The sequence below is a fragment of the Kitasatospora setae KM-6054 genome, assembly GCF_000269985.1.
GTDB lineage: Bacteria > Actinomycetota > Actinomycetes > Streptomycetales > Streptomycetaceae > Kitasatospora > Kitasatospora setae.
Map to the genome: position 1 here is coordinate 1,483,912 of NC_016109.1, position 22,568 is coordinate 1,506,479.

The 22,568-nt window shown below is 75.3% G+C and carries 21 protein-coding genes; 11 read left to right on the forward strand and 10 right to left on the reverse strand.

Annotation, left to right across the window (positions count from 1 at the left end):
• The first annotated feature begins 246 nt into the window (after positions 1–246).
• Entirely contained in the window at positions 247–1,332 is a 1,086-nt protein-coding gene (locus KSE_RS38175) for a hypothetical protein (RefSeq protein ID WP_014134481.1), read from the forward strand.
• A gap of 134 nt (positions 1,333–1,466) precedes the next feature.
• Here the strand turns inward: KSE_RS38175 and tyrS are convergent, their stop codons facing one another.
• From tyrS to KSE_RS06485, 5 genes are all read right to left on the reverse strand, one after another.
• Positions 1,467–2,882, reverse strand: a complete 1,416-nt coding sequence (gene tyrS, locus KSE_RS06465) for a tyrosine--tRNA ligase (RefSeq protein ID WP_014134482.1) — start codon at positions 2,880–2,882, stop codon at positions 1,467–1,469.
• 526 nt (positions 2,883–3,408) lie between these two features.
• On the reverse strand, positions 3,409–4,038 hold the full coding sequence (locus KSE_RS06470) for a hypothetical protein (RefSeq protein WP_014134483.1): 630 nt from the start codon (positions 4,036–4,038) through the stop codon (positions 3,409–3,411).
• Complete coding sequence (locus tag KSE_RS06475) at positions 4,035–4,850, reverse strand: hypothetical protein (protein WP_014134484.1); 816 nt, start codon at positions 4,848–4,850, stop codon at positions 4,035–4,037. Before KSE_RS06475 ends, KSE_RS06470 begins: the two co-directional genes overlap by 4 nt.
• A gap of 22 nt (positions 4,851–4,872) precedes the next feature.
• Complete coding sequence (locus KSE_RS06480) at positions 4,873–5,532, reverse strand: NucA/NucB deoxyribonuclease domain-containing protein (protein WP_014134485.1); 660 nt, start codon at positions 5,530–5,532, stop codon at positions 4,873–4,875.
• Positions 5,529–6,269, reverse strand: coding sequence for a WXG100-like domain-containing protein (locus tag KSE_RS06485; RefSeq protein WP_014134486.1), 741 nt, complete (start codon positions 6,267–6,269; stop codon positions 5,529–5,531). Before KSE_RS06485 ends, KSE_RS06480 begins: the two co-directional genes overlap by 4 nt.
• Before the next feature lie 205 nt (positions 6,270–6,474).
• On the opposite strand from KSE_RS06485, the gene KSE_RS06490 reads away from it, so the two are divergent.
• The 3 genes from KSE_RS06490 (at position 6,475) to KSE_RS06500 (ending at position 8,974) form a co-directional block, all read left to right on the forward strand.
• Positions 6,475–7,158, forward strand: coding sequence for a DUF5995 family protein (locus tag KSE_RS06490; RefSeq protein ID WP_014134487.1), 684 nt, complete (start codon positions 6,475–6,477; stop codon positions 7,156–7,158).
• Positions 7,159–7,220: 62 nt separating this feature from the next.
• Positions 7,221–8,594, forward strand: coding sequence for a hypothetical protein (locus KSE_RS06495; RefSeq protein WP_014134488.1), 1,374 nt, complete (start codon positions 7,221–7,223; stop codon positions 8,592–8,594).
• Between the two features lie 38 nt (positions 8,595–8,632).
• Positions 8,633–8,974, forward strand: coding sequence for a hypothetical protein (locus KSE_RS06500; protein WP_014134489.1), 342 nt, complete (start codon positions 8,633–8,635; stop codon positions 8,972–8,974).
• A 77-nt stretch (positions 8,975–9,051) separates the two neighbouring features.
• Here the strand turns inward: KSE_RS06500 and KSE_RS06505 are convergent, their stop codons facing one another.
• Positions 9,052–10,491, reverse strand: coding sequence for a GuaB1 family IMP dehydrogenase-related protein (locus KSE_RS06505; protein ID WP_014134490.1), 1,440 nt, complete (start codon positions 10,489–10,491; stop codon positions 9,052–9,054).
• A 204-nt stretch (positions 10,492–10,695) separates the two neighbouring features.
• Positions 10,696–11,358 (reverse strand): TetR/AcrR family transcriptional regulator, encoded by a 663-nt coding sequence (locus tag KSE_RS06510; RefSeq protein ID WP_014134491.1) that lies wholly within the window; start codon positions 11,356–11,358, stop codon positions 10,696–10,698.
• Between the two features lie 128 nt (positions 11,359–11,486).
• Between KSE_RS06510 and KSE_RS06515 the strand changes: the two genes are divergently transcribed.
• Positions 11,487–12,569, forward strand: coding sequence for a Gfo/Idh/MocA family protein (locus KSE_RS06515; protein ID WP_014134492.1), 1,083 nt, complete (start codon positions 11,487–11,489; stop codon positions 12,567–12,569).
• A 122-nt stretch (positions 12,570–12,691) separates the two neighbouring features.
• Positions 12,692–13,510: an isocitrate lyase/PEP mutase family protein gene (locus KSE_RS06520; RefSeq protein WP_033259524.1), complete on the forward strand. Its 819-nt coding sequence runs from the start codon at positions 12,692–12,694 to the stop codon at positions 13,508–13,510.
• Positions 13,511–13,588: 78 nt separating this feature from the next.
• On the opposite strand, the gene KSE_RS43570 is transcribed toward KSE_RS06520, so the two are convergent.
• A complete protein-coding gene (locus tag KSE_RS43570) occupies positions 13,589–14,368 on the reverse strand; it encodes a transglycosylase SLT domain-containing protein (protein WP_014134494.1) in 780 nt (259 codons plus the stop codon).
• Positions 14,369–15,139: 771 nt separating this feature from the next.
• Here KSE_RS43570 and KSE_RS06530 point away from each other — a divergent pair.
• From KSE_RS06530 to KSE_RS06540, 3 genes are all read left to right on the forward strand, one after another.
• Positions 15,140–15,769, forward strand: coding sequence for an AEC family transporter (locus tag KSE_RS06530; RefSeq protein ID WP_014134495.1), 630 nt, complete (start codon positions 15,140–15,142; stop codon positions 15,767–15,769).
• Between the two features lie 103 nt (positions 15,770–15,872).
• On the forward strand, positions 15,873–17,372 hold the full coding sequence (locus KSE_RS06535) for an SDR family NAD(P)-dependent oxidoreductase (RefSeq protein WP_014134496.1): 1,500 nt from the start codon (positions 15,873–15,875) through the stop codon (positions 17,370–17,372).
• The gene (locus tag KSE_RS06540) at positions 17,369–17,857 is read left to right on the forward strand and encodes a nucleotide triphosphate diphosphatase NUDT15 (RefSeq protein ID WP_269450286.1); all 489 of its coding nucleotides are present in this window, start codon (positions 17,369–17,371) and stop codon (positions 17,855–17,857) included. The genes KSE_RS06535 and KSE_RS06540 overlap by 4 nt, the downstream gene beginning before the upstream one ends.
• A gap of 85 nt (positions 17,858–17,942) precedes the next feature.
• Here KSE_RS06540 and KSE_RS06545 read toward each other — a convergent pair whose 3' ends face one another.
• Positions 17,943–18,674 carry a DUF6348 family protein gene (locus tag KSE_RS06545; protein ID WP_014134498.1) on the reverse strand — a complete coding sequence of 244 codons (732 nt, stop codon included), beginning with the start codon at positions 18,672–18,674 and terminating at the stop codon, positions 17,943–17,945.
• Between the two features lie 300 nt (positions 18,675–18,974).
• On the opposite strand from KSE_RS06545, the gene KSE_RS45675 reads away from it, so the two are divergent.
• Together KSE_RS45675 and KSE_RS06555 are read left to right on the forward strand one after the other, a co-directional pair.
• Entirely contained in the window at positions 18,975–20,612 is a 1,638-nt protein-coding gene (locus KSE_RS45675; protein ID WP_051055116.1) for a WXG100 family type VII secretion target, read from the forward strand.
• A gap of 304 nt (positions 20,613–20,916) precedes the next feature.
• Positions 20,917–21,441, forward strand: a complete 525-nt coding sequence (locus tag KSE_RS06555; RefSeq protein WP_051738452.1) for a methyltransferase domain-containing protein — start codon at positions 20,917–20,919, stop codon at positions 21,439–21,441.
• 78 nt (positions 21,442–21,519) lie between these two features.
• Here KSE_RS06555 and KSE_RS06560 read toward each other — a convergent pair whose 3' ends face one another.
• Complete coding sequence (locus KSE_RS06560) at positions 21,520–22,545, reverse strand: patatin-like phospholipase family protein (protein ID WP_014134501.1); 1,026 nt, start codon at positions 22,543–22,545, stop codon at positions 21,520–21,522.
• Positions 22,546–22,568: the final 23 nt, after the last annotated feature.

Here is a 22,568-nt window from a genome sequence, read left to right on the forward strand (position 1 = left end):
ATCGTCCGTCGGGACACCGGACGGGGTGCGGCACCTGTTCGCCGCCTACGACCTGGGCAAGGACCAGCTCTACGGGCACGTCAGGGTGACCGAGAGCAGGTCGAAGTTCCTGGAGTTCTGCCGCTACCCGTGCTCGCCGCACCTGACGGCGAAGCGGTGCCGGCGGAACGGACATGCAGCCGAAGAGCGCCTACGCGACGTGGTCACCGGGGCGAACGTCGCCGGACGCGGCACTAGGCTGCCCCGGTGGGCGACGAGGTGGTGTGGGAGGCGTTCCGGGCGGGCGCCGGGCCGGACGCGGAGTTGCGCGGGCGGTGGCGGTCCGGGCTGGGGCACCGGGCGGACGCGCCGGTCGAGGTGCTGATCGCCCTGCTGGACGGCGACGCGCCGTACTTCCTGTACCGGCGCGACCTGCCCGCGCCGGTGCTGGACGCGGCCGTCCTGCACCCGTCCAAGGGCGTGTGGGGGCGGGCCGCCGAGTCCGGGGCGCTGTCACCGGAGCAGTGGGAGCGGCTGCTGGAGACGCTCGCCCGGCGCGGCACGGGCGCGGCCCGGCTCGCGCTGCTGCGCGAACTGCGGGACGAGGACGCCGCCCGCGCGGAGCGGCCCGGTCTGCTCGGGGTGTCCCCGCCGGTGGCGCCCCGGACGGCGGCGGAGATCGCCGAACTCGCCGACGCCGTGCCCGAGATCCCGGCCGAGGACCGGACGTACGCCCTCTGGTGGGTCGGCGCGCTGTTCGACGACCCGGACGCGATGCGGCAGTTGGCCGCCCACCCGAACCGGTGGGTGCGCCGCAGCGTGGCCCGGGCGCCGCGGCTGCCGGCCGACGTCGCCGCCCGGCTGGGGCGGGACGAGGACCGGGTGGTGCGGCTGTTCCTCACCGAGTCCTGCGCGGACGCCCCCGCCGAGACGCTGCTGGACGTGTGGGGCTGGTGGCCGGGCAGCTTCAGCTTCCCCGGCCGGCCCCGCGACCACCCGAACTTCCCCCGCGCGGGCCTGCTCCGCCACGCCGACGACCCCCGCCCCCGGTACCGGCTGCTCGCCCTGGACGACCCCGCCGCGACGGCCGGACTGGCCGTGCGCCTCGCCGCCGATCCCGACCCGGAGGTCCGGGCCCGCGCCGCCGCGGACCGGCGCCTGCCGTCGACGGCGGCCGTCGCCCTGCTCGGCGACCCGGACCCGGCGGTCCGCCGGGCCGCGGCCGGCCACCCGACCCTGCCCGCCGCGACCCTGGCCGCCCTGCTCCGCGGCCCCGATCCCGACCTCGCCGAGGCGGCGGCGGGCAACCCCGCCGTCCCGCTGCCGGTGGCCCGCTGGATGGCCACCCGCTGAACGCCCGTCGGGTGGACGACCGTCGTCCGAGCGGGCGTCAGCCGAGCGGGCGTCAGCCGCCGGCGGCCTTCCGGAACCGCTGGGCGAGCGCGGGGCCGGACTCGCGCCACAGGCCGGCGCCGGCACCGTTCGGCTCAGGCCAGTTCGAGCACCTTCCGCCCGCAGCGCAGGAACAGCCGGCGGGTCGCTTGCGGCCGGGCCAGGTCGTGCGCGCCGAGCACGACCCGCAGTCGTTCGTCCGCGTCGTCGCGGCCGAGCGGGACGGTCTGCTGCCCGCCGTCGGTGTGCTCGACGACGAATCTGAGGCCGCCCGCCTCGGCGACCCGGCGGACCTGGTTGAGGCTGGGGAGTTCGCCGCTGACCCGGACCAGGAGTTCGCCGAGCGTCGCCGCGCCGTGCTCGGCGGGGTCGACGGTGGGCAGCGGCCCGGCCTGGGAGTAGCGGCGGACCGAGAACCGGGCCCGGAAGGAGTCCCGGGCGGCGAGCGCGGCCGGTTCGCCGTGGACGGTGGCGGTGACGGCGGCGGCCAGCAGGGTCTTCACGGCCATCGGGTGCCGGCGGCCGTCGTCGACTTGGGCGAGCAGCAGGTCGATCTCCTCGTCGAGGAGTTCGGTGAGCGCCCGGAGGTACCCGGGGAGCAGCCGGTCCGCGCAGGACATCAGCCGGCCGAACATCTCCTCGGCGGGGAAGGCGAGTCCGACGTAGTTGTTCCTGGACTTGCTCATCTTGGCGCCGGTGCCGTCGGTGCCCTCGATCAGGCCGGTGGCGAGCACCACCTCGGGCTGCCGGCCGGTCGCGGTCATCACCCGGCGGCACATCTGGAGGTTCAACAGCTGGTCGAGGCCGCCGAGTTCGACGTCGGCGTCGAGCTCGACCGAGTCGAGCGCCATCACCACGGAGTAGACCAGCTCGGCCAGGGTCAGCCCGCTGCCCTCGGCGAGCCGGTTGCGGAAGTCCTCGCGCTGGAGCGCGGCGGAGGCGGGCAGCCGGGCGAGCACCTCCAGGAAGCGCGGCAGCGTCATCGGCTCCAGCCACTCGCTGTTGAACCGGAACTCGGCCCGCTCGAAGTCGAAGAACGCACCGACCTGCTGCCGGTAGGTCGCGACGTTGCGCCGCACGTCGTCCTCGGTGAGCGGCGGGCGCTCGGCGCTGCGGCCGGACGGGTCGCCGATCCGGGCGGTGATGTCGCCGACCAGGAACACCACCCGGTGGCCCATCCGCTGCAGCCGGCTGGCCAGGATCATCGGCACGGCGTGCCCGAGGTGCACCTCGGCGCCGGTCGGGTCGATGCCGAACTTGACGGTCAACGGCCGCCCTTCGGCGAGCAGTTCGGCGAGCCGGTCGCCGCCGGGCAGCACCTGCGCGGCCCGCGCCCCGAGCAGCTCGGCCTGCCGCCGGGCGGGCAGGCCGGACAGGTCGGCGCCCCGGCGCTCGGCGAGCAGCCCGAGCAGCCGGGCCAGCTCCGGACCCTCCCGCAACTCCCCCTCGCCCTCGATGAGTTCACGGAGCTGCACGGCACTGCGGTCGAACACGGTGGCGGTCATGGCCATCCTCTCGGGATGCGTCGGCGCACGGCGCGGCAGCGGCAGGGCGCGGCCGCGCGGCGCGAACGGGGGTGCGGGTGCTGGGGGCTCGGAGGGGGCCGGACGGCGGGGAGCGCCGGCCGGCCCGCGACGGGACGGCCGCCCATGACTCGCGGCAGCGGTGGACGGCCCGCGCCGACGCGCGCCGACAGCACCCGCGCGGGGCACGTCGACAGGTCAGGCCGGGGGTGGTCCGGAGGAGGAACCGGGAGGCTCGGTCACCCGCACGGAAAGGGGGCGGACCGTAGGGCGGTGTGCACCGCCACTAATATCGCTTCACCACGCGAGCCTCCGGGGACAGGAAACGGCGGGAGCGCGAAATGCGCCCGGCAGCGCCGTCGCCGCACATCCTGCCACGGCCGCCCCGCCGCTCGCACCCGAATTGTTTCCCGCCCGCTCCCCCACCAACTCCCCCACCCCGCACGAACGCCGCACGAACACCGAGGGCTCCCCCCGCGGTCGCGGTGGGGAGCCCTCGCCGGGCGAACGGCCGTCAGTCGGTGCCGAGGTGGAACGTCGACCCGTCGGGGGCGTCGTGGATCCGCTGCGCGATCGGGCCGCGGATCCGCATCGCGTCGGCGGCGTCGCGGACGGCCATGTTGTCGAAGTCGTAGCCGCCGCCGAGCGTGAAGAACTGCAGCGGGACGAGGCGCTCGTGCGGCTCCAGCGGGCCGTTCGCCTTCTGGATGGCGTAGGCGAAGGAGTTGGCGCCGTTGACGTCGGGGTCGGCGAGCAGCCAGCGGGCCCACTCCTCCAGGCTGTCGCCGATCAGCGTGATCGCGGTGGTCTCCGGGTTGAAGCGGACCACCTGGTCCTGGCCGAGGATGGCGAACTGGACGCCGAAGATGTCCTGGCCGAAGCAGAACAGGTCGTCGGCCAGGCCGTCGTAGGTCTCCTTCCAGACCTCGTCGGTGTTCCAGGAGAGCAGGTCGTGGCCGAGGCCCTCCTCGCCGACCCGGAACACCTGGATGCCGGCGTTGAAGGCGAAGAAGCCGTTCATCCGGGTGATCAGCCGGCCGAGTTCGGCCAGCGGGCCCGACTCCACGCCGAAGTCCAGGTCGACGTCCGGACCCAGCGGGCCGCGGGCCCGGCCCAGCAGCTGGTCGAGGGCGTTCTGCGTCATGCGTTCTTCTCCGCTTCGGGGCCGATCGGCCGGGTCAGGTAGTGCGCGCGCACCAGGTCGGTCGTCACCAGGCGCAGGGTCGGCTGGAGGACGGCGTCGTCCGGGATCGCGTCCCAGGCCATGTAGGGCCACCACCGGTCGTGGGCGGCCAGCAGCATCCGCTCGCCGCCGGGCACGTCGCCGCGCACCGCGTACCAGCCCGCCATCCAGAGGCAGGCCGCGTAGCGGTCGGGCAGTTGGCCGGAGGTCTCGGCCAGCCGGTGGGCCAGGTCGAAGTCGTTGGCGGCGGCGGCCGCCTCCCACAGGGTGTGCCGGTCGCGGGCGTCCAGCGTGTCGAAGTCGCGTTCGGCGAGCGGGGCGGCGACGCGGTCCAGCGGCCGGGCCGGGCCGCCCCAGTCGGAGCGGCCGGGCAGCAGGTGTTCGACCGGCCGCCCGGGGAGCTCCTCGGCGAGCCAGGAGAGGTCGTCGCCCAGGTTCCGGCCCTCGGGGACGCGGGCGGCCGCGGCCAGCAGGCGCGGCCGGGCGGGCGCTCCGGCGTGCAGTTCGCCCGCCAGCAGGGCGGTGCGGAAGGGCGTGTCCTGGTCGCAGAGTTCGCCGCCGAGCGGGGCGTCCCGGGCGATCAGCTCCTCGGCCAGGTCGGCGGCCTCGGCGAACCGGTCCTGCCAGAACAGGACCTGGATGGCCGCCGCGGCGGCCTCCCAGGCTTCGTCCCGGTCGCCGTCCGGGCGGCTGGCCGTGGCCAGCAGGTCGGGCAGCACCTCCTCGAACCGGCCCTGCCGGGCCTGGGAGACCAGCCGTTCGGCGGCGTTCACCCGTGCTCCTTCCGGCTGTTCGTCATCTGACTCGTATGCGTACTCTGGCTCCGTCCCAGAGTCCGCGGACGGCACTGCCCATGCTGGAGCCGGAGCCCTGGTTGTCGCTGCTGGGTATGTACTTTACGCTCGCGCCCTTCCCGCCTTCCCGGTACATGGCGGGCGGGTACTCGTCGCGGTCGTCCGGCGGGCGGGTGGCGATGCCGCGGAGCGAGTCGGCGCGGTTGGCGTCGGCGTGCGCCTCGTCCTTGTCGATGGTCAGGATCGAGGGCTTGGGCCGGCCCGGCTGCGACCTGTCGCCGCGCCAGATGGTGCCCTGCTGGGCCTCCTCGATGTGCCGGGCCGACTCGGGGAACCTGGCCCGGTCGACGACGATCTCGGCGTCGTAGTCGGCCCGGACGCCGAAGTGCCCGGCGAGCCTGGTGCGGGCCTCGGCCTGCCGGACGACGCGGGCCCGGGCGCCCGGGCCGATCATGCCGTCGTTCTTGCCGACCCGCTGGGCGAGCTTGATGAGCTCGCGCTGGTGCGCCAGGTCGGCCTCGACGATGTGCTTGACGACCTTCGCGGTGCCCTGGCCGGCCTGCTCGTACATGTCGGCGACGGCCTGGCCGGCCTCCTTGCTGAGCCGCATGCCGATCTTCTCGGCGGCCTCTTCCAGGGCCTTGGCGATCGGATGGGTCAACTGAACGACACCCCCGAGGTGGCGGTCGCGAACGAACGGACGTGGCCGACCACCTGCTGGGAGTGGTCCTGGAGCGCGTTGGACAGCCGCAGCAGCTCGTCGGGGTTGACCTGGAAGCCGGCGCCCCCGCCGCCCCCGCCCCCGCCGCCCGACGCGATCCCGTTGAGCGCGGCCTGGACGCCCTTGAAGACCAGCCCGCTGATCGCCCGCTCGACGACGCCCTCCAGCGGTTCGACCGCCCGGGAGACCAGTTCGCCGATGATCTGCTGCTCGACCTCCTGGAGGATCGCGTTGACGACCCGTTTGGTGACCTCGATCAGCGCGGCCTCGGCCGCCGCCGAGGCGCCGAGGGTGACCACGGCGGTGGCGGCGGCGGCCGCCAGCTCGGCGGCCGCGATCCCCAACTGGGTGATGACCGCCAGCTTGGCGGCGACGATGGCGTCCGCCGCGACGTCGAGGACGGTGGCGACCACGCCGCAGATCTGGACGATCTCGTCCATGTGGTCGTTCGACATCGTGTTCCAGCGCTCGACCAACTGCTGGTAGGAGTCGGCCTGGTAGTGCTCGGCCATCTCCCGGATGATCGCCGACGCGGTCGCGTGCGTGCCGTCGATGTCGGCCGCGAACTTGCGGACGTGTCCGGCGAACTCACGGACGCTGTCCTCGTTGACCTGCGGCCAGTTGAAGCCGAGCAGGTCCATGACCCAGACCAGCTCGTCGGGCAGTTCTATCGCCACAGCTCCCCCGTGGAGTTGTCCGGTTTCCCCTCGCTTCGGGAAGGTTAGCGCGCGGCGGTGACGGTGCGGTACTCCCGTCGCCCCTCTTGTTCACCGCCCGTCCGACCGTTCGTCCCCGGTCGGTGCAGCGTGCGCGCGGTGGCTTGGAGCCCCGTCCGGTCCGGTGCGACAGTGGGACTCCCGGACGAGTCGATGGGATGACGGTATGACGACCAGCCAACTGCCGACGGTCGACCAGGTGATCGAGCGGATGGCCGCCCTCGCCGCCGGACTCCCGCCCGCCGACGGGGTCGCGGTGTTCAACGCGATGTACCTGACCGTGACCCGGCTGGTCCGGGAGCGGCTGGACGCGGCGTTCTTCGACGACCCGGCCGCGATGGCCGACCTCGACGCGAACTTCGCCCTGCGCTACCTGGACGCGGTCGACGCCGACCGCGCCGGCCGCCGCCCGGAGGCGTGCTGGCGGCCGCTGTTCGACCTGCGCGCCACCCCGGGCGTCCACCCGCTGCAGTACGCGCTGGCCGGCATGAACGCGCACATCGAGCACGACCTGCCGCTCGCCGTCCTGGACACCTGCCGCCGGCTGGGCCGCGAGCCCGGGCAGCTGGCCGCCGACTACCACCGGATCAACGACCTGCTCGCCCGGGTCGAGGACCAGGTCCGCGACGCGCTGCTGCCCGGCCCGGACGACCTGCCGGTGGCCGACCCGCTGATGCACGTGATCGGCGTCTGGTCGATCGACCGCGCCCGCGACGCCGCCTGGGCCTCCGTCCTCGCCCTCTGGGCGCTGCGCCGGCTGCCGCCCGCCCGCGCCCTGGTCACCGAGGCCCTCTCCGGCTCGGTCGGCATGGTCAGCCGCGCCCTGCTGACGCCCTTCGACCCGCACTGACGGCGCCGTCCCCGATGATGGTCCCCGCAGCACGCCCACCCGACCGGACGGACGGAACCCCGATGCCCGAGCGCCGCCGACCGGAGCCCCGGACCTTCGTGCAGGTCGCCCGGCGGCCCGCCCTCGGCGTCGAGGTGTCGACCGGCCGGGCCTGGGTCGGCGTCGACCAGCAGGTCGGCCACGGCTCCGCGGACGCGCTGTTCGCGCTGACCGACGAGCAGTACGCGGCCGCGCTGGCCGGCGAGGGGCTGGGACCGTTCGAGGGCGAGTGCTGGCGGGGCGAGCACGACGACCTGCTGCTGTTCCACCCGGGCGGCGGCTCCTGGACCCCGGAGCGCTGGTCGCCGGCCCGGAGCCGGATGCTGCCGACCCGCTTCGAGGGTGAACTCTGGTGGCACCTCGACGCGTTGGGCGAGCCCGCCGACAGCCCGCCGGCCACCGCCGCCCGCGCCCTCGCCGCCGGTACGGACACCGGCACCGGCGCCACCGCCGTGTTCCGCCTCACCGGCGACGGCGCCTACCCGCGCCCGGCCGCGCTGATCGGCGGCCTCGGCCCGGGCAGCGACCGCGCCCGCGCCCGGGCCGTGCTGGGCGAACCGCTGGCGGCGGAGGGCGACGTGCACGCCGTCGAGGGCGACCTGGTCCGGCTCGGCTACGCCGACGGCGGCCTGGCCGTGGTCACCCTGGAGCGCCCGGCCCCGCGCCCGCTCCCGGCGGGCCCGCTCGGCGCGCTGCTCGCCGTGGTCGGCGAGCCCGAGCGGGGCCCGGCCTTCCGAGCGGCGGCCCCGCTGGCCGACGGGGCGCACCGGCGCTGGGCGGTCTCGTCCGGGTTCACCCGGCGGCTGCTGGCCTTCGCGGACGGCACCGAGGTGCAGGTCGAGGACGGCCGGGTGCTGAGCGTCCGCCGGCCCGCCGCCGCGCTCGACCCGTTCCCGGTCCTCGGCCCGCCGTCGGCCACCGTCCGGGACACCGGGCTGTACCGCTTCGGCGACCGCGACCTGCTGGTCGAGCGCGCGGCGGACGGCACGCCCCGCGCGCTGACGGCGGTCCTGCGCGGAGTCAGCGTCTCGTCGGGTCTCCACCGCTGGCGCTCCGGCGAGTTCACGCTCTTCCTGGACGTGCTGGACCGCCCGGAGTCGCACCCGCTGGTCGCCCACGTGCGGGCCCTGCCGGGGGTGCGGCTGGTGCTCCGGCGCGGTCTGGTGGCCGAGGCGGTGATCGGCGACCGCGGCCACCGGGCCGAGCGCTTCGCCGCCTTCGTCGACGGCATGCCCGCCGCACCGGCCCGCGCGGACGTCCCGTTCGGGCGGCCCGACCGGCGGGGCGGGCGGGACGACCTCCGCGCGTTCGCCCAGGGCTGGATCCACGTGCACTGCCCCGACGGCGACACCGTCGGCACCGTCGCGGTCACCCGGCAGCCCCCGAGGATCGACTGACGGCCCCGCCTGTCGCACCCGGTCCGTACGCTCGGCCCATGAGCGTCTCCCTCTACTACCACGCGCGCCGACCGGTGCCGCTCACCGCCGCCGAGGGCGCGGCCGTCGAACGGATCGCCACCGCCCACCGGGCCGCCTTCCCGTACCCGGACGAGGAGGGCCTGTACCTCTACGGGGACGCCGGCGGCGAGCCGGACGACCTGCTGGCCGGCTCGACCAAGCTGCCGGCCGACCCGGAACGGGCACTGCCGGTGATCGCCCACCTGCTGGGCGCGGTGACCGAGCTGCGGCGCGCGCTGCCGGGGGCGGTGTGGCACGTGCACCTCGACGACCTGGACGTGCCGTGGGACGAGCGCGACGGCTACGGCTACGGCTTCTGACCCGCGCGAACGCGCAGGGGCCGGGCAACCGCCCGGCCCCTGCCTGCTTACCTGCTACCTGCCGCTACCGCACCCGCTCACGCCCAGCTGGAGTGCAGCGGCTTGCCCTCGGCGTAGCCGGCCGCGCTCTGGACGCCGACGATCGCCTTCTGGTGGAACTCCTCCAGGTCGGCCGCGCCCGCGTAGGTGCAGGAGGAGCGGACGCCCGCGACGATCGAGTCGATCAGGTCCTCGACGCCCGGGCGGGCCGGGTCGATGAACATCCGCGAGGTGGAGATGCCCTCCTCGAACAGGCCCTTGCGGGCGCGGTCGTAGGCCGACTCGTCCGAGGTGCGGTTGCGCACGGCGCGGGCCGAGGCCATGCCGAAGCTCTCCTTGTACTGGCGGCCGTCGGCGGTGGTCTGCAGGTCGCCGGGGGACTCCAGGGTGCCGGCGAACCAGGAGCCGACCATGACGTTGGAGGCGCCGGCGGCCAGCGCCATCGCCACGTCGCGCGGGTGGCGCACGCCGCCGTCCGCCCAGACGTGCGTGCCGAGCCGGCGGGCCTCGGCGGCGCACTCCAGCACGGCGGAGAACTGCGGGCGGCCGACGCCGGTCATCATCCGGGTGGTGCACATCGCGCCGGGGCCGACACCGACCTTGAGGATGTCCGCGCCCGCCTCGACCAGGTCGCGCACGCCGTCCGCCGAGACCACGTTGCCCGCGACGATCGGCACCTGCGGGTCGAGCCCGCGGACCGCGCGCAGCGCGCTGATCATCGACTCCTGGTGGCCGTGCGCGGTGTCGACGACCAGCGTGTCGGCCCCGGCCTCCAGCAGGGCCTTGGCCCGGCCGGCCACGTCGCCGTTGATGCCGACGGTGGCGGCGATCCGCAGGCGGCCGGCGGCGTCGACGGCGGGGGTGTAGAGGGTGGCGCGGAGCGCGTTCTTCCGGGTCAGCAGGCCGACCAGGGTGCCGTCGGCGGCGACCACCGGGGCGAGCTTGCGGTGCGCCTCGTTCAGCCGGTCGAAGGCGGTGCGCGGGTCGATGCCCTGGTCCAGCAGCAGCAGGTCGCGGGACATCACCTCGGAGAGGCTGGTGAACCGGTCGACGCCCTGGCAGTCGCTCTCGGTGACGACGCCGACGGGCTTGCCGCCCTCGACCACGACCAGCGCGCCGTGCGCGCGCTTCGGCAGCAGCGAGAGCGCGTCCGCGACGGTGTCGCCGGGGCTGAGGGTCAGCGCGGTGTCGTGCACCAGGTGCCGCTGCTTGACCCAGCCGATCACCTCGGAGACGACCTCGATCGGGATGTCCTGCGGGATCGCCACCAGGCCGCCGCGGCGGGCCACCGTCTCGGCCATCCGCCGGCCGGCGATCGCGGTCATGTTCGCCACCACCAGCGGGATGGTGGTGCCGGTGCCGTCGTTGGAGGAGAGATCGACACCCTGCCGGGAGCCCACCGCGGAACGGCTGGGGACCATGAAGACGTCGTCGTACGTGAGGTCGTACGCGGGCTTGAGGTCATTCAGGAAGCGCATGAAGGGGCTCTCTGGCTGGGGAGAAACGTTACGGCGCGGCGCGACCGAGCCGCGCACACCCAACGTTCGATTCTGATGGTTTCCCCCGTGCCGGGCCAGTCCACGCCCGAATCCTGAAGATCACCACAACCGGCGGCCCCGGATTCCGGAACCCCTTCGTACGATCATCCAATGGCCGTCGCGCCCGCGGACCGCGCCGACCCGTCAGCCCTCCGGCAGGGCGCGCGGGCGCCCGGCCGCGCGGGGCCCGGCCTCCTCGGGCGACCGTCCGGCCACCTCCGGCGGGCCCGCCGGGAACAGCGCGCGCAGCGCCAACTCGGCGACCTGGAGCAGCTGTTCGCGGTCGTGCCCGCTGGCCGCCTGCACCGCGATGCCGTCGGTGAGGGTGTGCACCAGCCGGGCCAGGGTGGCCGGGTCGTAGCCGGGCGGCAGGTCCGGGGCCCGGGCGAAGCGGTCGCGCAGGACGCCCTCGCCGGCCGCCCGCCGGGCGACCACCTCGGCCCGGACGGGCGCGGACTCCGGGCCGCAGGCGTGCACCGCGTTGACGCTGAGGCAGCCGGGCGGGGCGTGCTCGCCGCAGGTCAGTTCGACGGCGCCGCGCAGCATCCGGGCGACCACGGCGCGGGCCGTCGGTTCGGCGGGGGCCTCGGCGGCGAAGGCGCCGGGCCCGGCGGCGTAGCGGTCGAGGGCCTGCCGGAACAGCTGCTCCTTGTTGCCGTAGGTGGCGTAGAGGCTGTTGCGGTTGATGCCCATCGCGGCGGTCAGGTCGGTGAGCGAGGTGCCCTCGTAGCCCTGCCGCCGGAACAGTTCGAGCGCCCGGTCGAGCGCGGCCTGCGGATCGAAGCCGCGCGGGCGACCGCCTGGCATGCCGTACCTCCTGGTGTCCGACCCTCGTTCTCCGGCCGTCCGGCACGTTACCCCTTGATCCCCGGCCGTCTCCTCGCCTAGTTTCTAACCGATCGGTTAGAAACTAGGCACCAGCCCGTGGGGGAACCATGATCAGGGTCGGAATCGTCGGCGCGAGCGGCTGGGCCGCCTCCTCGCACCTGCCCGCGCTCGCCGGACTGGACGGCTTCGCGGTGACCGCCGTCGCCACCACCCGCCAGGACAGCGCCGACCGGGTGGCCGCCGCCCACGGCGTCCCGCTGGCCCTCACCGACGCCGCCGCGCTCGCCGCCCGCCCGGAGGTCGACCTGGTCGTGGTGTCGGTCCGGGCGGCCGGCCACGCCGCGGTGATCCGGGCCGCGCTGGCGGCGGGCAAGCACGTCCTCTCCGAGTGGCCGCTCGGCGTGGACGCGGCCGAGGCCGGACAGCTCGCCCGGGAGGCCGCCGCGGCCGGGGTCGCGCACGCCGTGAACCTCCAGGGGGTGCACTCGCCGGACGTCCGGTACGTCGCCGACCTGCTGGCCGGCGGGCGGATCGGCCGCCTCCAGGCCGCCGTCCTGGTCGCCGCGGGCGACCCGCTGGGCGGCCCGCGGATCGCCCCCGAACTGGCCTGGTCCACCGACCCGGCGGGCGGCACCACGCTGCTGAGCATCATGGCCGGGCACTTCCTGGCCGTCCTGCTGCGGATCACCGGCCCGCTGGCCGAGGCCACCGCCCGGATCCCGCACGCCCACGACCGCGTCGAGGTCGCCGGCACCGGGCGCACCGTCCCCGGCGGCGGCGCGCCCTCCCAGGTGCTGCTGCTCGGCACCCTGGCGAACGGCGCCGCCGCCTCCGTCACCGTGCACGGCGGCAGCGGCAGCCCGGACGGCTTCCTGCTCCGGCTGGTCGGCACCGACGGCACCCTGACCGCCACCGCGCCGCGCCCCGGCAGCTACCCGCACTGGAGCGACTGGGAGGTCCGGATCGACGGCGAGCCCGCCCCCGTCCCCCCGCACTACCGGGCCGGCGTCCCCTTCGGACCCGACTCCGGCCCGGTCGCCAACGTCGCCGCCGGCTACCGCGCGTTCGCCGACGCCCTCGACCACGGCCGCACCCCCGCACCGGACTTCCACGCCGCCGCGGCCCACCACCGCCTGCTCGCCACCCTCGAACGCTCGGCCGCCACCGGCACCTCCCGGCGGATCGACTGACCGCCCCGGACAACGCCCGAGCCCCCTACCGCGCGCCACGCGCCGTAGGGGGCTCGGAGGGGACGACGTCCGTGCCGGATTCTCGCCAGAAGGTGGGCGGTGGTCGATGTTTGACTGCGTCCATGACCACCACACAGCCGGACAACGCCCGCCTCTTCCGCTCCCTGCACACCGCACGTGCGCCGCTCGCCCTCGCCAATGCCTGGGATGTCGCGAGCGCCCGCGTGATCGAGGCGGCAGGCGCCCCGGCGATCGCCACGACCAGCGCCGGTGTCGCCTGGTCGCAGGGGCTCCCGGACGGCGGCTTCCTCACCCGCGACCGGGCGCTGGAACTGGTCGGCCGGATCGTCGCCGCCGTCGCGGTTCCGGTCACCGCGGACATCGAGGGCGGCTACGGAACGGATGCCGCCGACGTTGCCGAGACCGTCGCGGGGGTGCTCGCGGCGGGCGCGGTCGGCGTCAACATCGAGGACGGCACCCGGCCGCCGGCAGAACTCGCGGCCCGGCTGGCCGCGGCCCGGCAGGCCGCCGACCGGGCAGGCGCGGACCTGTTCCTCAACGCCCGCATCGACACCTTCCTGTTCGGGCTCGGCGACCCGGACACCCGGCTTGAGGAGACCCTGGCCCGGGCGCAGATGTACGTGGACGCGGGCGCGGACGGCATCTTCGTCCCCGGCGTCGTCGACACCGCCACCATCGCGGCACTGGCCGGGGACGTCTCCGTACCGCTGAACGTCATGGCGGGCCCCGGCGCCCCGACCGTGGCCGAGCTCGGCACCCTCGGAGTGGCTCGCGTCAGCCTCGGCCCAGGCGTGGCGCAGGTCGCCCACGCCGCCGTCCGCCGCGCCGCACAGGAGCTCTTCGGCACCGGCGGCTACGGCTCCCTCGCCGAGGGCGTGGCCTTCCCGGAACTCGACGCGCTGTTCTCCAAGCCCAACTGACCCGGGCGAGTCGGCGGCCCCGGCCGTGCGGGCCACGACGCGGGCCCCGGCGTTCCCGAAGGCGGTCGCGGACGGGGTCTAGTAACCGCGCCAGTGGGAGCCGTAGCCGCGGGCGGAGGCCATGTTGTCCATGCTGCCGTAGCGGGCGTCGCAGTAGCGGGAGCTGGCGACCAGGTTGTCGACGGGGTTGCGGATGTCCGTGTGGCCGGGCAGCGCGTACGCCTTGAAGGTCGGCTGGATCATCTGGGTCAGGCCGATCGACGGGGTGCCCTTCTTGGCGTTCGAGTCCCAGTTGTTCTGGGCGCTCGGGTTGCCGGAGGACTCGGCGATCGCGGCGGCCCGCATCGCCTTCGCGGACGGGACGTGCTTGCCGTTGGCGGCCAGCACGTCGCGGGCCTCCTCGATCCAGCCGTCCAGGTTGTTCGCGTAGGTCTTCTTCGCGGGGGCGGCGGGCTCCTCGGCCTTCGGCTGCTCCTGCTGGGCGGGCTGCTGCTCCTGGGCGGGCTGTTCCTGCTGGGCCGGCTGCTCCTGAGCCGGCTGCTGCTCCTGAGCCGGCTGCTCCTGGGCGGGCTGCTCCTGGGCGGGCTGCTCCTGGGCGGGCTGCTCCTGCTGGACGGGCTCGCGCTGCTCGCCGCGCGAGGCGGCCTGCCCGTCGGCGCCGGCGGCGGTGTCGGCGGCGGCGACCGCCGCGCTGTCGGCGCGGTCGGACGCCGGGGCGGCGAACGCCTGGGTGACGGGCAGCAGGGTGCCCACGGCGATGGCGCCCACCAGGCCGAAGCCGAGGACGGCGTCGGGCATGCGGTGGTGGCCCATCCGGACCTGCGGGAGTCGGCCGAGGCCGTGCTTGATGCGTCGCATTTCGGGTACCTCCGAGAGTCGGTTCCAGGTCACGCCGAGCCCGGGTGGACGTGCGGGATCCCCGCTCGGTGCGGGTTCCTCGGCCCGGGACGGCCGGCCCGGCGGCTCCTGCTCACCGGGGACGCGTGCGCCGCGCTGGTCTCGCGGTCCGCTGCGTCGTGTCAGCCCCGTGAGCACTGGGATCGGCTCGGGGCACAACCACGAGACTGCCGGAGGCCCAACGGCGCGGCAAACATCCGGAAATGAGCCCTCCACAACTCCTTCACAACCCGGATCCCCTTGCGCGCCAAGGGAGTTCACCGCTTTCGACCCCCCGTATTCCGCCCCGGCTGTGAAGAAGGCCACAGGGGTGCCCAACGTCCCCCGCCCACCGGCCGATTGGCCCCCCGCCCAGTCCCGCCAAGGCTTCCGGCCGCCCCGGCCGCCTCCGGACCGCCGCCCGCCGTGTGACCCCGGCCACCGCCCCGCCCTGTGACGCCGCTCTCCCCCCGGTCACCCGGCGCAGCCGCCCGGCCACCCGGACCGCCCCACGGGTGACCCGGCCCACATCCCGCCCGCCCCCTTCCCGCTCCACCGGCCCCACCGACCGGACGTTCGGGCCGGCCTGCTTGACTGCGGCGGGGCCCGGGGAGGCCGGGATGGTCGGAGAGGCCGGGGGGTCGGGGAGGTCGGGATGGAGGCGCTGCTCGCGGCGTTCGCGCCGATCTGGGTGCTGACCGCGGTCGGCTGGCTGGCCGGGCGGACCGGGCTGCTGGGGCGGACGCGGAGGCGGTGCTCGGCCGGTTCGTGTTCCACGTGGCGATGCCCGCGGCGCTGTTCACCGTGGTGGCCCGCACCGACCTGGCGTCCTTCGCCGACACCTGGGTACTGGCCTTCGCCGCCGGAACGGTGCTCGCCTCGCTGCTGGGCCTGCTCGCCGGGCGGCGCCGGGAGCGGAGCACCGCCGAGCGGACGGTCGCGGTGATGGCGGCGGGCTACGTGAACTCGGGCAACCTCGGCATCCCGGTCGCCGCGCAGGTGCTGGGCGACGCCTCGTACGCCGCGCCGGTGCTGCTGTTCCAGGTGCTGCTGGTCACACCGGTGGTGCTGGCGGTGCTGGACGCGACCACCGGCGCGGCCGGCGGAGCGACCCGGCCGGCCCGGTTGCGGCGGCTGACGCGGCTGCCGCTGCGCAACCCGGTGATCCTGGGCGCGGGCCTGGGCGCGCTGTTCTCGGCGGCCGGCTGGCGGCTGCCGGGGCCGCAGCTGCGGGCGGCGGTGCTGCTGTCGGCGCTGCCGACGGCGCAGAACGTCTACGTGTACGCGCGGCTGTACGGGGCGGCGCCGGTGCTGGCGCGGTCGGCGGTGCTGGTGTCGACGGTGACGCTGTCGGTCATCGCCTGGTCACTGGGCGGCGGTTGAGCCCGGCCGCCGGAGAGTGCGGCAGGTCACAGGCTTCGCCCCGGCGGGGGCCGCTCCCGTAGAGTTCGGCGGTACGGATGGGGCGATCGAGGAAGCATCGGCAGTGACGAACCAGCAGAGCGGGCCGGGCAGCGCACCGGTCGAGGACGACACCGACTACGGCAAGGGCATCGACCCCGAGCGCCTGGAGCTGTGCCTGGAGGTGCTCGCCGAGCTGGACGGGATCCACGTCGACCACCCGGACGCGATCCGGGTCCGGCTGGCGGTCGGCGGCCTGTTCCGCACCCTGAAGCAGCGCCGCCGCCAGGAGACCCGGGCCCGGAAGACCGCCAACGACCGCGCGGTGACCGCGAAGACCGCGACCGGCGCGCCGGGGCGGATCGACGACGAGACGGCGGGCGTGTTCGGGCTGAGCACCGAGACCACCACCGAGCTGGCCGGGATCCTGGAGCGGCCGCGCTCCTGCTACACCTGCAAGCAGCGGTACGTCGAGGTGGACGCGTTCTACCACCAGCTGTGCCGGGACTGCGCCGCGCTGAACCGGGCCCGCCGCAACGCCCGCGCGGACCTGAGCGGCAAGCGCGCGCTGCTGACCGGCGGCCGCGCCAAGATCGGCATGTACATCGCGCTGTGCCTGCTGCGCGACGGCGCGCACACCACCATCACCACCCGCTTCCCGAACGACGCGATCCGCCGCTTCACCGCGATGCCGGACAGCGCCGACTGGATCCACCGGCTGAAGGTCATCGGCATCGACCTGCGCGACCCGGCCCAGGTGATGGCGCTGGCCGACGAGGTCGCCGCGGACGGCCCGCTGGACATCCTGATCAACAACGCGGCGCAGACCGTCCGCCGCTCCCCCGAGGCGTACCGCGAGCTGGTCGCGGCCGAGAGCGCGCCGCTGCCGGCCGGGGCGCTGCCCGCCTCGACGGTGATCGGCCGGTTCGGCTCGGGCGCGGTGGACGTGCCCGCGCTGCCGGGGCAGAGCCGCGGCGAGCAGCCGTCGGTGAGCGCCGAGCAGGTCACCGCGCTGGCGCTGGTGACGGGTTCGGCCTCGCCGGAGCGGATCGCGGCCGGGACCGCGATCGACGCGGGCGGCCTGGTGCCCGACCTGGCGGACACCAACAGCTGGGTGCAGACCGTCTCCGAGGTCGGCCCGATCGAGCTGCTGGAGGTGCAACTGTGCAACTCCACCGCCCCGTTCATCCTGATCTCGCAGCTCCGCCCGGCGCTCGCCGCGTCCCCGGCGCGCCGCAAGTACGTGGTGAACGTGTCGGCGATGGAGGGCGTCTTCGAGCGCGGCTACAAGGGCTCGGGCCACCCGCACACCAACATGGCGAAGGCCGCGCTGAACATGCTGACCCGCACCAGCGCGCAGGAGATGTTCGACACCGACGGCATCCTGATGACCGCCGTCGACACCGGGTGGATCACCGACGAGCGCCCGCACCCGGAGAAGATGCGGCTGCACGAGGAGGGCTTCCACGCCCCGCTCGACCTGGTGGACGGCGCGGCCCGGGTCTACGACCCGATCGTCCGCGGCGAGTCGGGCGAGGACCTGTACGGCTGCTTCCTGAAGGACTACCAGAAGGGCAAGTGGTGACGGACGCCCGGCTCCCGCTCCCGGTGCACCCGGTGCCGCCGCTGGTCGGCGCGGGCGTGATCGTGCCGACCGGGGACGGCCGGGTGCTGCTCGGCCGCCGCACCACGGCCGGCGAGCCGCCGACCTGGAGCCTGCCCGGCGGCAAGGTCGACCACCCCGGCGAGTCCTTCGAGGCCGCCGCCGCACGGGAGTTGGCCGAGGAGACCGGCATCGTGCTGCCCGCCGCGGAGATGCGGGTGCTGGCGGTGCTGCTCGACCACGAGCTGGGCCGCACCCGGGTGACGGCGGCGGTGCTGGCCCCGCCGAGCCTGGCCGAGGCGCTGGTCACCGAGCCGCACGCCTGCGCCGGCTGGGAGCGCTTCGCGCTGGACGCGCTCCCCGAGCCGATGTTCTACCCGTCCGCGCAGGTCCTGGCGGCCTGGCTGCCGGACTACCGCGCCCCCGGCGGCACCTGGCGCTACCGGGCGGCCCCGCAGGTCTCCTGACGGCCCGTCAGCAGTCCGGCGGGGCCTCGCGAGGTCTCCCGGGGTCTCCGGGGCCTCGCGGGGCCCGGCGGGCCTTCCGGACGCGCTACTGCCGCCCGGCGGCCCGGAGTCCGACCTCGGCCGGAGGACGGGCGCCGGCCCGGCGGACCAGCAGGACGAAGGTCCGGGCGTGCGAGTCGCCCTCGGCGACCCGCGGCCAGTCCAGCCCGGCGAGCGCCCGGGACGCGGCGGGGTGCGGGGTGCCGTGCACCAGCACCTCGGCCCGCGACTCGCCACCGCCCGCGCCGAACGACACCTGGACGCCGACGAGTTGCTCCCGTCCGAGGTCGCCGCCCAGGGCCTCGGCGAGCGCGGGCAGCACCGGGTTGCGGACCAGCCAGTCCTGCACGTCGTGGAACCGCTTGCCGGTGCCCCAGCCGACCACGCCGCCGTGGATGGCGTGCCAGCCGGGCAGGCCGTCCGGGTCGGCGGGGTCCAGGTGGCCGGCGAACCGGCCGTTGTGCGCGACGAGTTCGATCAGCGCGGCACCGGCGGTGGAGGCCCACACCTCGACCGCCCGGCGCACCGGGTCCTGGTCGCCGCCGTCACTGCCGGTTCCGCCCCCGACTCCGCCCTCGAAGAGGGTCACCCGGTCCGGAACGGCGGTCTCCGGGCGGTTCCGGTCGGCCAGGAAGAGCAGGTCGACCCGGTACGGGTCACCGTCCGCGACGGCTGCCGGAATTTCTCCCAGCCGCACCGCCAACTCGCCCGGCCCGCGTACTTCTTCGCCCTCGACCCGCCACGATTCGCCGTGCAGCGCGGACAGTTCGTCTGCCACCGCACCCAACACCACCTGCGCGGAAGGCCGTTCCGCGCTGCTGCCGGCCGCGCCCGGACCGGTCCCGGACCGGCTGCGCCACCATGATCCCCATGCCATGGCGGACACCGTAACGTTGTGCGGGTTCGCCCACAATGCGCCCGTAAATGTGCCCGCAACCGGCTCGCTCAGGTGGTCGATGTCGTCCGCTGTGTGTATCGTCGCACTGCGCGATCAGGGACTTACCGCGGGCAGCAGCTGGGGGCGGCAATGGCTGTGCAACTACCACCGGGGCTCAACCAGCTCATCGGGCTACTCGGCGTGCGCTTTCCGGGCGCCAACGAGGACGAGCTCCACCAACTGGCCGACCAGTTGGAGAAGTTCGCCGGGGCGCTGGACAGCGCCCAGATGACGGCGGACAAAGCGCTGACCATGCTGCACGAGGTGTACCAGGGCGACTCCGCGGACCGGCTCTCCGAGCTGTGGAGCACCATCACCAAGTACTCCAAGACGATCACCGAGATCTGCCACACGGTGGCCAAGGTGCTGCGCGCGGCGGCGGTGGTGGTCGAGCTGGCCAAGACCCAGTCCATCACGCAACTGTTCTCCATCCAGGCCCAGTTGGCGGCAGCGTCGTCCACCGGCCCGTGGAGCGCGGCGGCGGTGCTGCGGCTGGGCCGCGAGATCATGAACCAGCTGCTGCAGGCGGCGGTCGGCAAACTCGCCCAGGCCATCACCCGGCCGATCGAGGACATGATCGTGAACGCCGCGCAGAAGATCCTGCCCACCCCGGCCAGCAACTCCAACGGCCAGGGCTTCCACATCGACCTCGCCCAGCTCGCCGAGTGCGCGACCGGCCTGCGCCGCGGCGCGGACGACATCGAGTCGCACGGCGACAGCTTCAAGCGGATCGTGCAGAGCCTGCGGATGGGCGAATCCGGCGACAAGTTCGGCAAGTTGGTCATCGAGGCCGCGCAGAAGATCCTGCAGACCATCGCCGAGGACGTGCTCAAGCGGATCCTCGCCTCGTACCGCGACACCGCCGGCAAGATGGACCGGCTCGCCGGCAACCTGAACGAGAACGAGGACAGCAACCGCACGGTGCTGAACAGCCTCACCTCGTTCGCCTCCAACCCGCTCAGCCCGAACGCGACGACGGGCGGCGCGCTCTCCGCCCCGCTGAACTCGCCGCGCCTCAGCGGCGACGCCGGGCTCGCCTCGTTCGCCTCGCTGATGCCCAAGCTCGGCCCGATCGGCGGCGGCAGCGGGGGTGGCGGCCGGAGCGGCTCCGGCATCAACACGCTCGGCCTCAAGGAGCCGCTGCTGCCCGGTTCGCACGGCGGTGGCGGCGGCAGCGGGTCCGGCGGCGGCTCCGGCAGCGGGGGCTCCGGCGGTTCGGGCGGCTCCGGCTCCGGCGGCGTCCTCGGGGGCGGCTTCGCCACCCGGCTCGCGATGCCCGGCAACGGCGGCAGCAGCGGCAGCCGGGTCGGCACCCGCATCGAGACCCAGAAGAACTCCGAGAACGGCGGCGGCTCCGGCGGCGGCAGCGGCTCCGGCTCGCCCGGCACCTCGACCAACAGCGTCAGCCGCGGCGCGATGCCGCCGGGCGGCATGATGGGCGCGATGGCGATGGGCCACGGCGGCGGCTACGGCCCGGTCGGCGGCAACTCCGCCGTCCGCAACGCCCGCCGCTCGGCCGGCCACGGCACCGGCGCCAACGGCGGCGGCGCGGGCCAGGACGGCACCACCGGCCCCGACGGCCTGAACGGCGTCGACCCGTCCACCGGCGCCATGTACCCGAACATGCAGTTCGGCCGGGTCACCCCGCAGCGCCACTCCCCGGCCGAGCACGAGCCGGCGGGCCAGTCCGACGGCCGCTACGACGACGACTACGACCTCGAACTCGACGGCGTCGACGAGATGGACGGCGTCAACGGCTACGAGGAAGCCTCCGAGTGACCCCGCCCGGGCGCCCCGCGCGCCCGGCAGAACCGACCGAGTGCCCCCGGCACCCGCGCGACCGCCCCGCCGAGGGCACCGCCGGGCGGCCGGGGGCACTCGGCTCTCCGGCCGCTGACCGCTGACCGGCGTGTGGTCAAGTCGCCACGCGGTCCGACCTGTTGCACTCTGCCGCACCCCCGTGAATTGACCGTGAACCGTAAACTTTTCGGCGTACTGGTATGGACCACGAACGAAGCAGGTGGCTAGGGTCGGTAACGGCCCGCATCTGCGGCCACCTGGACCCCTGTGACGGGACGTGGCCGTGGCCGAGACGCTGGTCGCCTGCGAGTACGAGGCCGAACGGCTGGACGCCACCGCCGCCTGGGTCGCCCGGCACCGGCCGCCGGGCAGCGGGGCACTGGCCGAACTCGGCGCCGGCGAAGGCGCGTTGACCGGACGCCTGCTGCGGGCCGGCTACACCGTGCACGCCGCCGAACCCGACCCCGCGCTGCGGGCCCGGCTCTGGGACCGGCTGCGCGGCCGGACCCGGCTCCGGCTGAGCGGGGCCGACCTGGCCGCCCCGCCGCCCGTCCGCCGCCGTTTCGGCGCCGTCCTGCTGATCGACACCCTCCGGGCCGGCCAGGACCTGGAACTGCTGCACGCCCTCCCCACCGACCTGCTGTTCGTCGCCCTGGCCCCGCCCGCGCTCGACCTCCGGCTGCGCCCGTGGCTCTCCGCGCAGCAGGGCTGGCTGCTGGTCGAGGAGGTCGACCTGGCCGCCCCGCTGCCCGCCCAGCGCGCCGTCGCCCCCGGCAGCCGCGGCGTCCTGCTCCGCCGGGCCCGCTGAACGCACCGCCCGCCGCCCGGCGTCCCCGCCGCGCCCGCCACGTCCGCCGCGCACAGCAGGCAACGGGCAGCGGGCGGGTCAGGGCAGCCGGGCGATCAGTTCGTCCATCGCCGCCTGCCCGGCCTCCAGCGCGGCACGCAGCAGCACGGGGTCGCGGGCCAGCCGACCGACCCTCGGGGCGTCCGGGCCGGGGCGGACGGAGAGCACGGCGGGGCCGGCGGCGGGCGGCGCGAGGTCGTGCCGGCCGAGCGCCTCCTCGTCCGCGCGCAGCCGTTCGGCCCGCGCCAGGTAGGAGTCGCGCAGCGGCGCGGGGTAGCGGCGCAGCACCGTCCGGGCGATCAGCCGGGAGCCGCGCGAGGGGCCGGCCGCGACGGTCTCCGGGGCGGTCTCCGCGGCCGGGAGCGGGCCGCGCGAGCGGAGCACCAGGACGTGCGTGGCGCCCTGGGCGAGCGCGGTGCGGAACGGGACGGACTCGGCGAGCCCGGCGTCGTAGTAGTGGCTGCCGTCGATCTCCACGGGCGGCCCGGCGAGCAGCGGCAGGGCGGCGCTGGCGCGCAGCGCGAGCCGGAGCCGGACGGGGTCGGTGAGCAGCGGGTGGAGGTCGGTGGAGGCGCCGGTGCGGGTGTGGGTGGCGAGCGGGTGCAGGGTGGTGGGGTTGGCGAGGATGGCGTCGAAGTCCATCCGGGCGACGTGCGCGTACAGGTGCTCGACCAGGTGGTCCAGGTCGACGACCGGCCGGCCGCGCAGCACGTTGCCGGGCCGGACCATCGCCCGGGCGTACTCGGCGTCGGCCCAGCCCGCCAACTGGCCGGCGTCGCCGCTGAGCAGCCAGGCGCCGGTCAGGGCGCCGGCGGAGGCGCCGTAGACGGCGTCGAAGGCGCCGGTCAGGCCGGCCTCGTGGAGGGCGAGGGCCATGCCGCCGGAGATGATGCCGCGCATGCCGCCGCCCTCGACGGCGAGCGCGATCCGCAGGCCGTCGGCGCGCTCGCCGGGCCGGCTGCCGGTGCGCCGCCGTTCGGCGAGGGCGGCCAGGACGCGGTCGCGGCCACAGCCACGGTCGCGGTCGCGACCGTCCCGGGCGTCGGTGTCGTCCTGCCGCTCCACCAGCCTGCTCCCGTGCTCGTACT

What these genes read in the sequence shown, in the direction of transcription:
- KSE_RS43570 (WP_014134494.1), bottom strand. Translation starts at nt 14,368, where the DNA reads ATGCGACGCATCAAGCACGGCCTCGGCCGACTCCCGCAGGTCCGGATG.
- KSE_RS06500 (WP_014134489.1), top strand. Translation starts at nt 8,633, where the DNA reads ATGAGCGTCTCCCTCTACTACCACGCGCGCCGACCGGTGCCGCTCACC.
- tyrS (WP_014134482.1), bottom strand. Translation starts at nt 2,882, where the DNA reads ATGGCCATGACCGCCACCGTGTTCGACCGCAGTGCCGTGCAGCTCCGT.
- KSE_RS06505 (WP_014134490.1), bottom strand. Translation starts at nt 10,491, where the DNA reads ATGCGCTTCCTGAATGACCTCAAGCCCGCGTACGACCTCACGTACGAC.
- KSE_RS06490 (WP_014134487.1), top strand. Translation starts at nt 6,475, where the DNA reads ATGACGACCAGCCAACTGCCGACGGTCGACCAGGTGATCGAGCGGATG.
- KSE_RS06515 (WP_014134492.1), top strand. Translation starts at nt 11,487, where the DNA reads ATGATCAGGGTCGGAATCGTCGGCGCGAGCGGCTGGGCCGCCTCCTCG.
- KSE_RS06470 (WP_014134483.1), bottom strand. Translation starts at nt 4,038, where the DNA reads ATGACGCAGAACGCCCTCGACCAGCTGCTGGGCCGGGCCCGCGGCCCG.
- KSE_RS06520 (WP_033259524.1), top strand. Translation starts at nt 12,692, where the DNA reads ATGACCACCACACAGCCGGACAACGCCCGCCTCTTCCGCTCCCTGCAC.
- KSE_RS06495 (WP_014134488.1), top strand. Translation starts at nt 7,221, where the DNA reads ATGCCCGAGCGCCGCCGACCGGAGCCCCGGACCTTCGTGCAGGTCGCC.
- KSE_RS06510 (WP_014134491.1), bottom strand. Translation starts at nt 11,358, where the DNA reads ATGCCAGGCGGTCGCCCGCGCGGCTTCGATCCGCAGGCCGCGCTCGAC.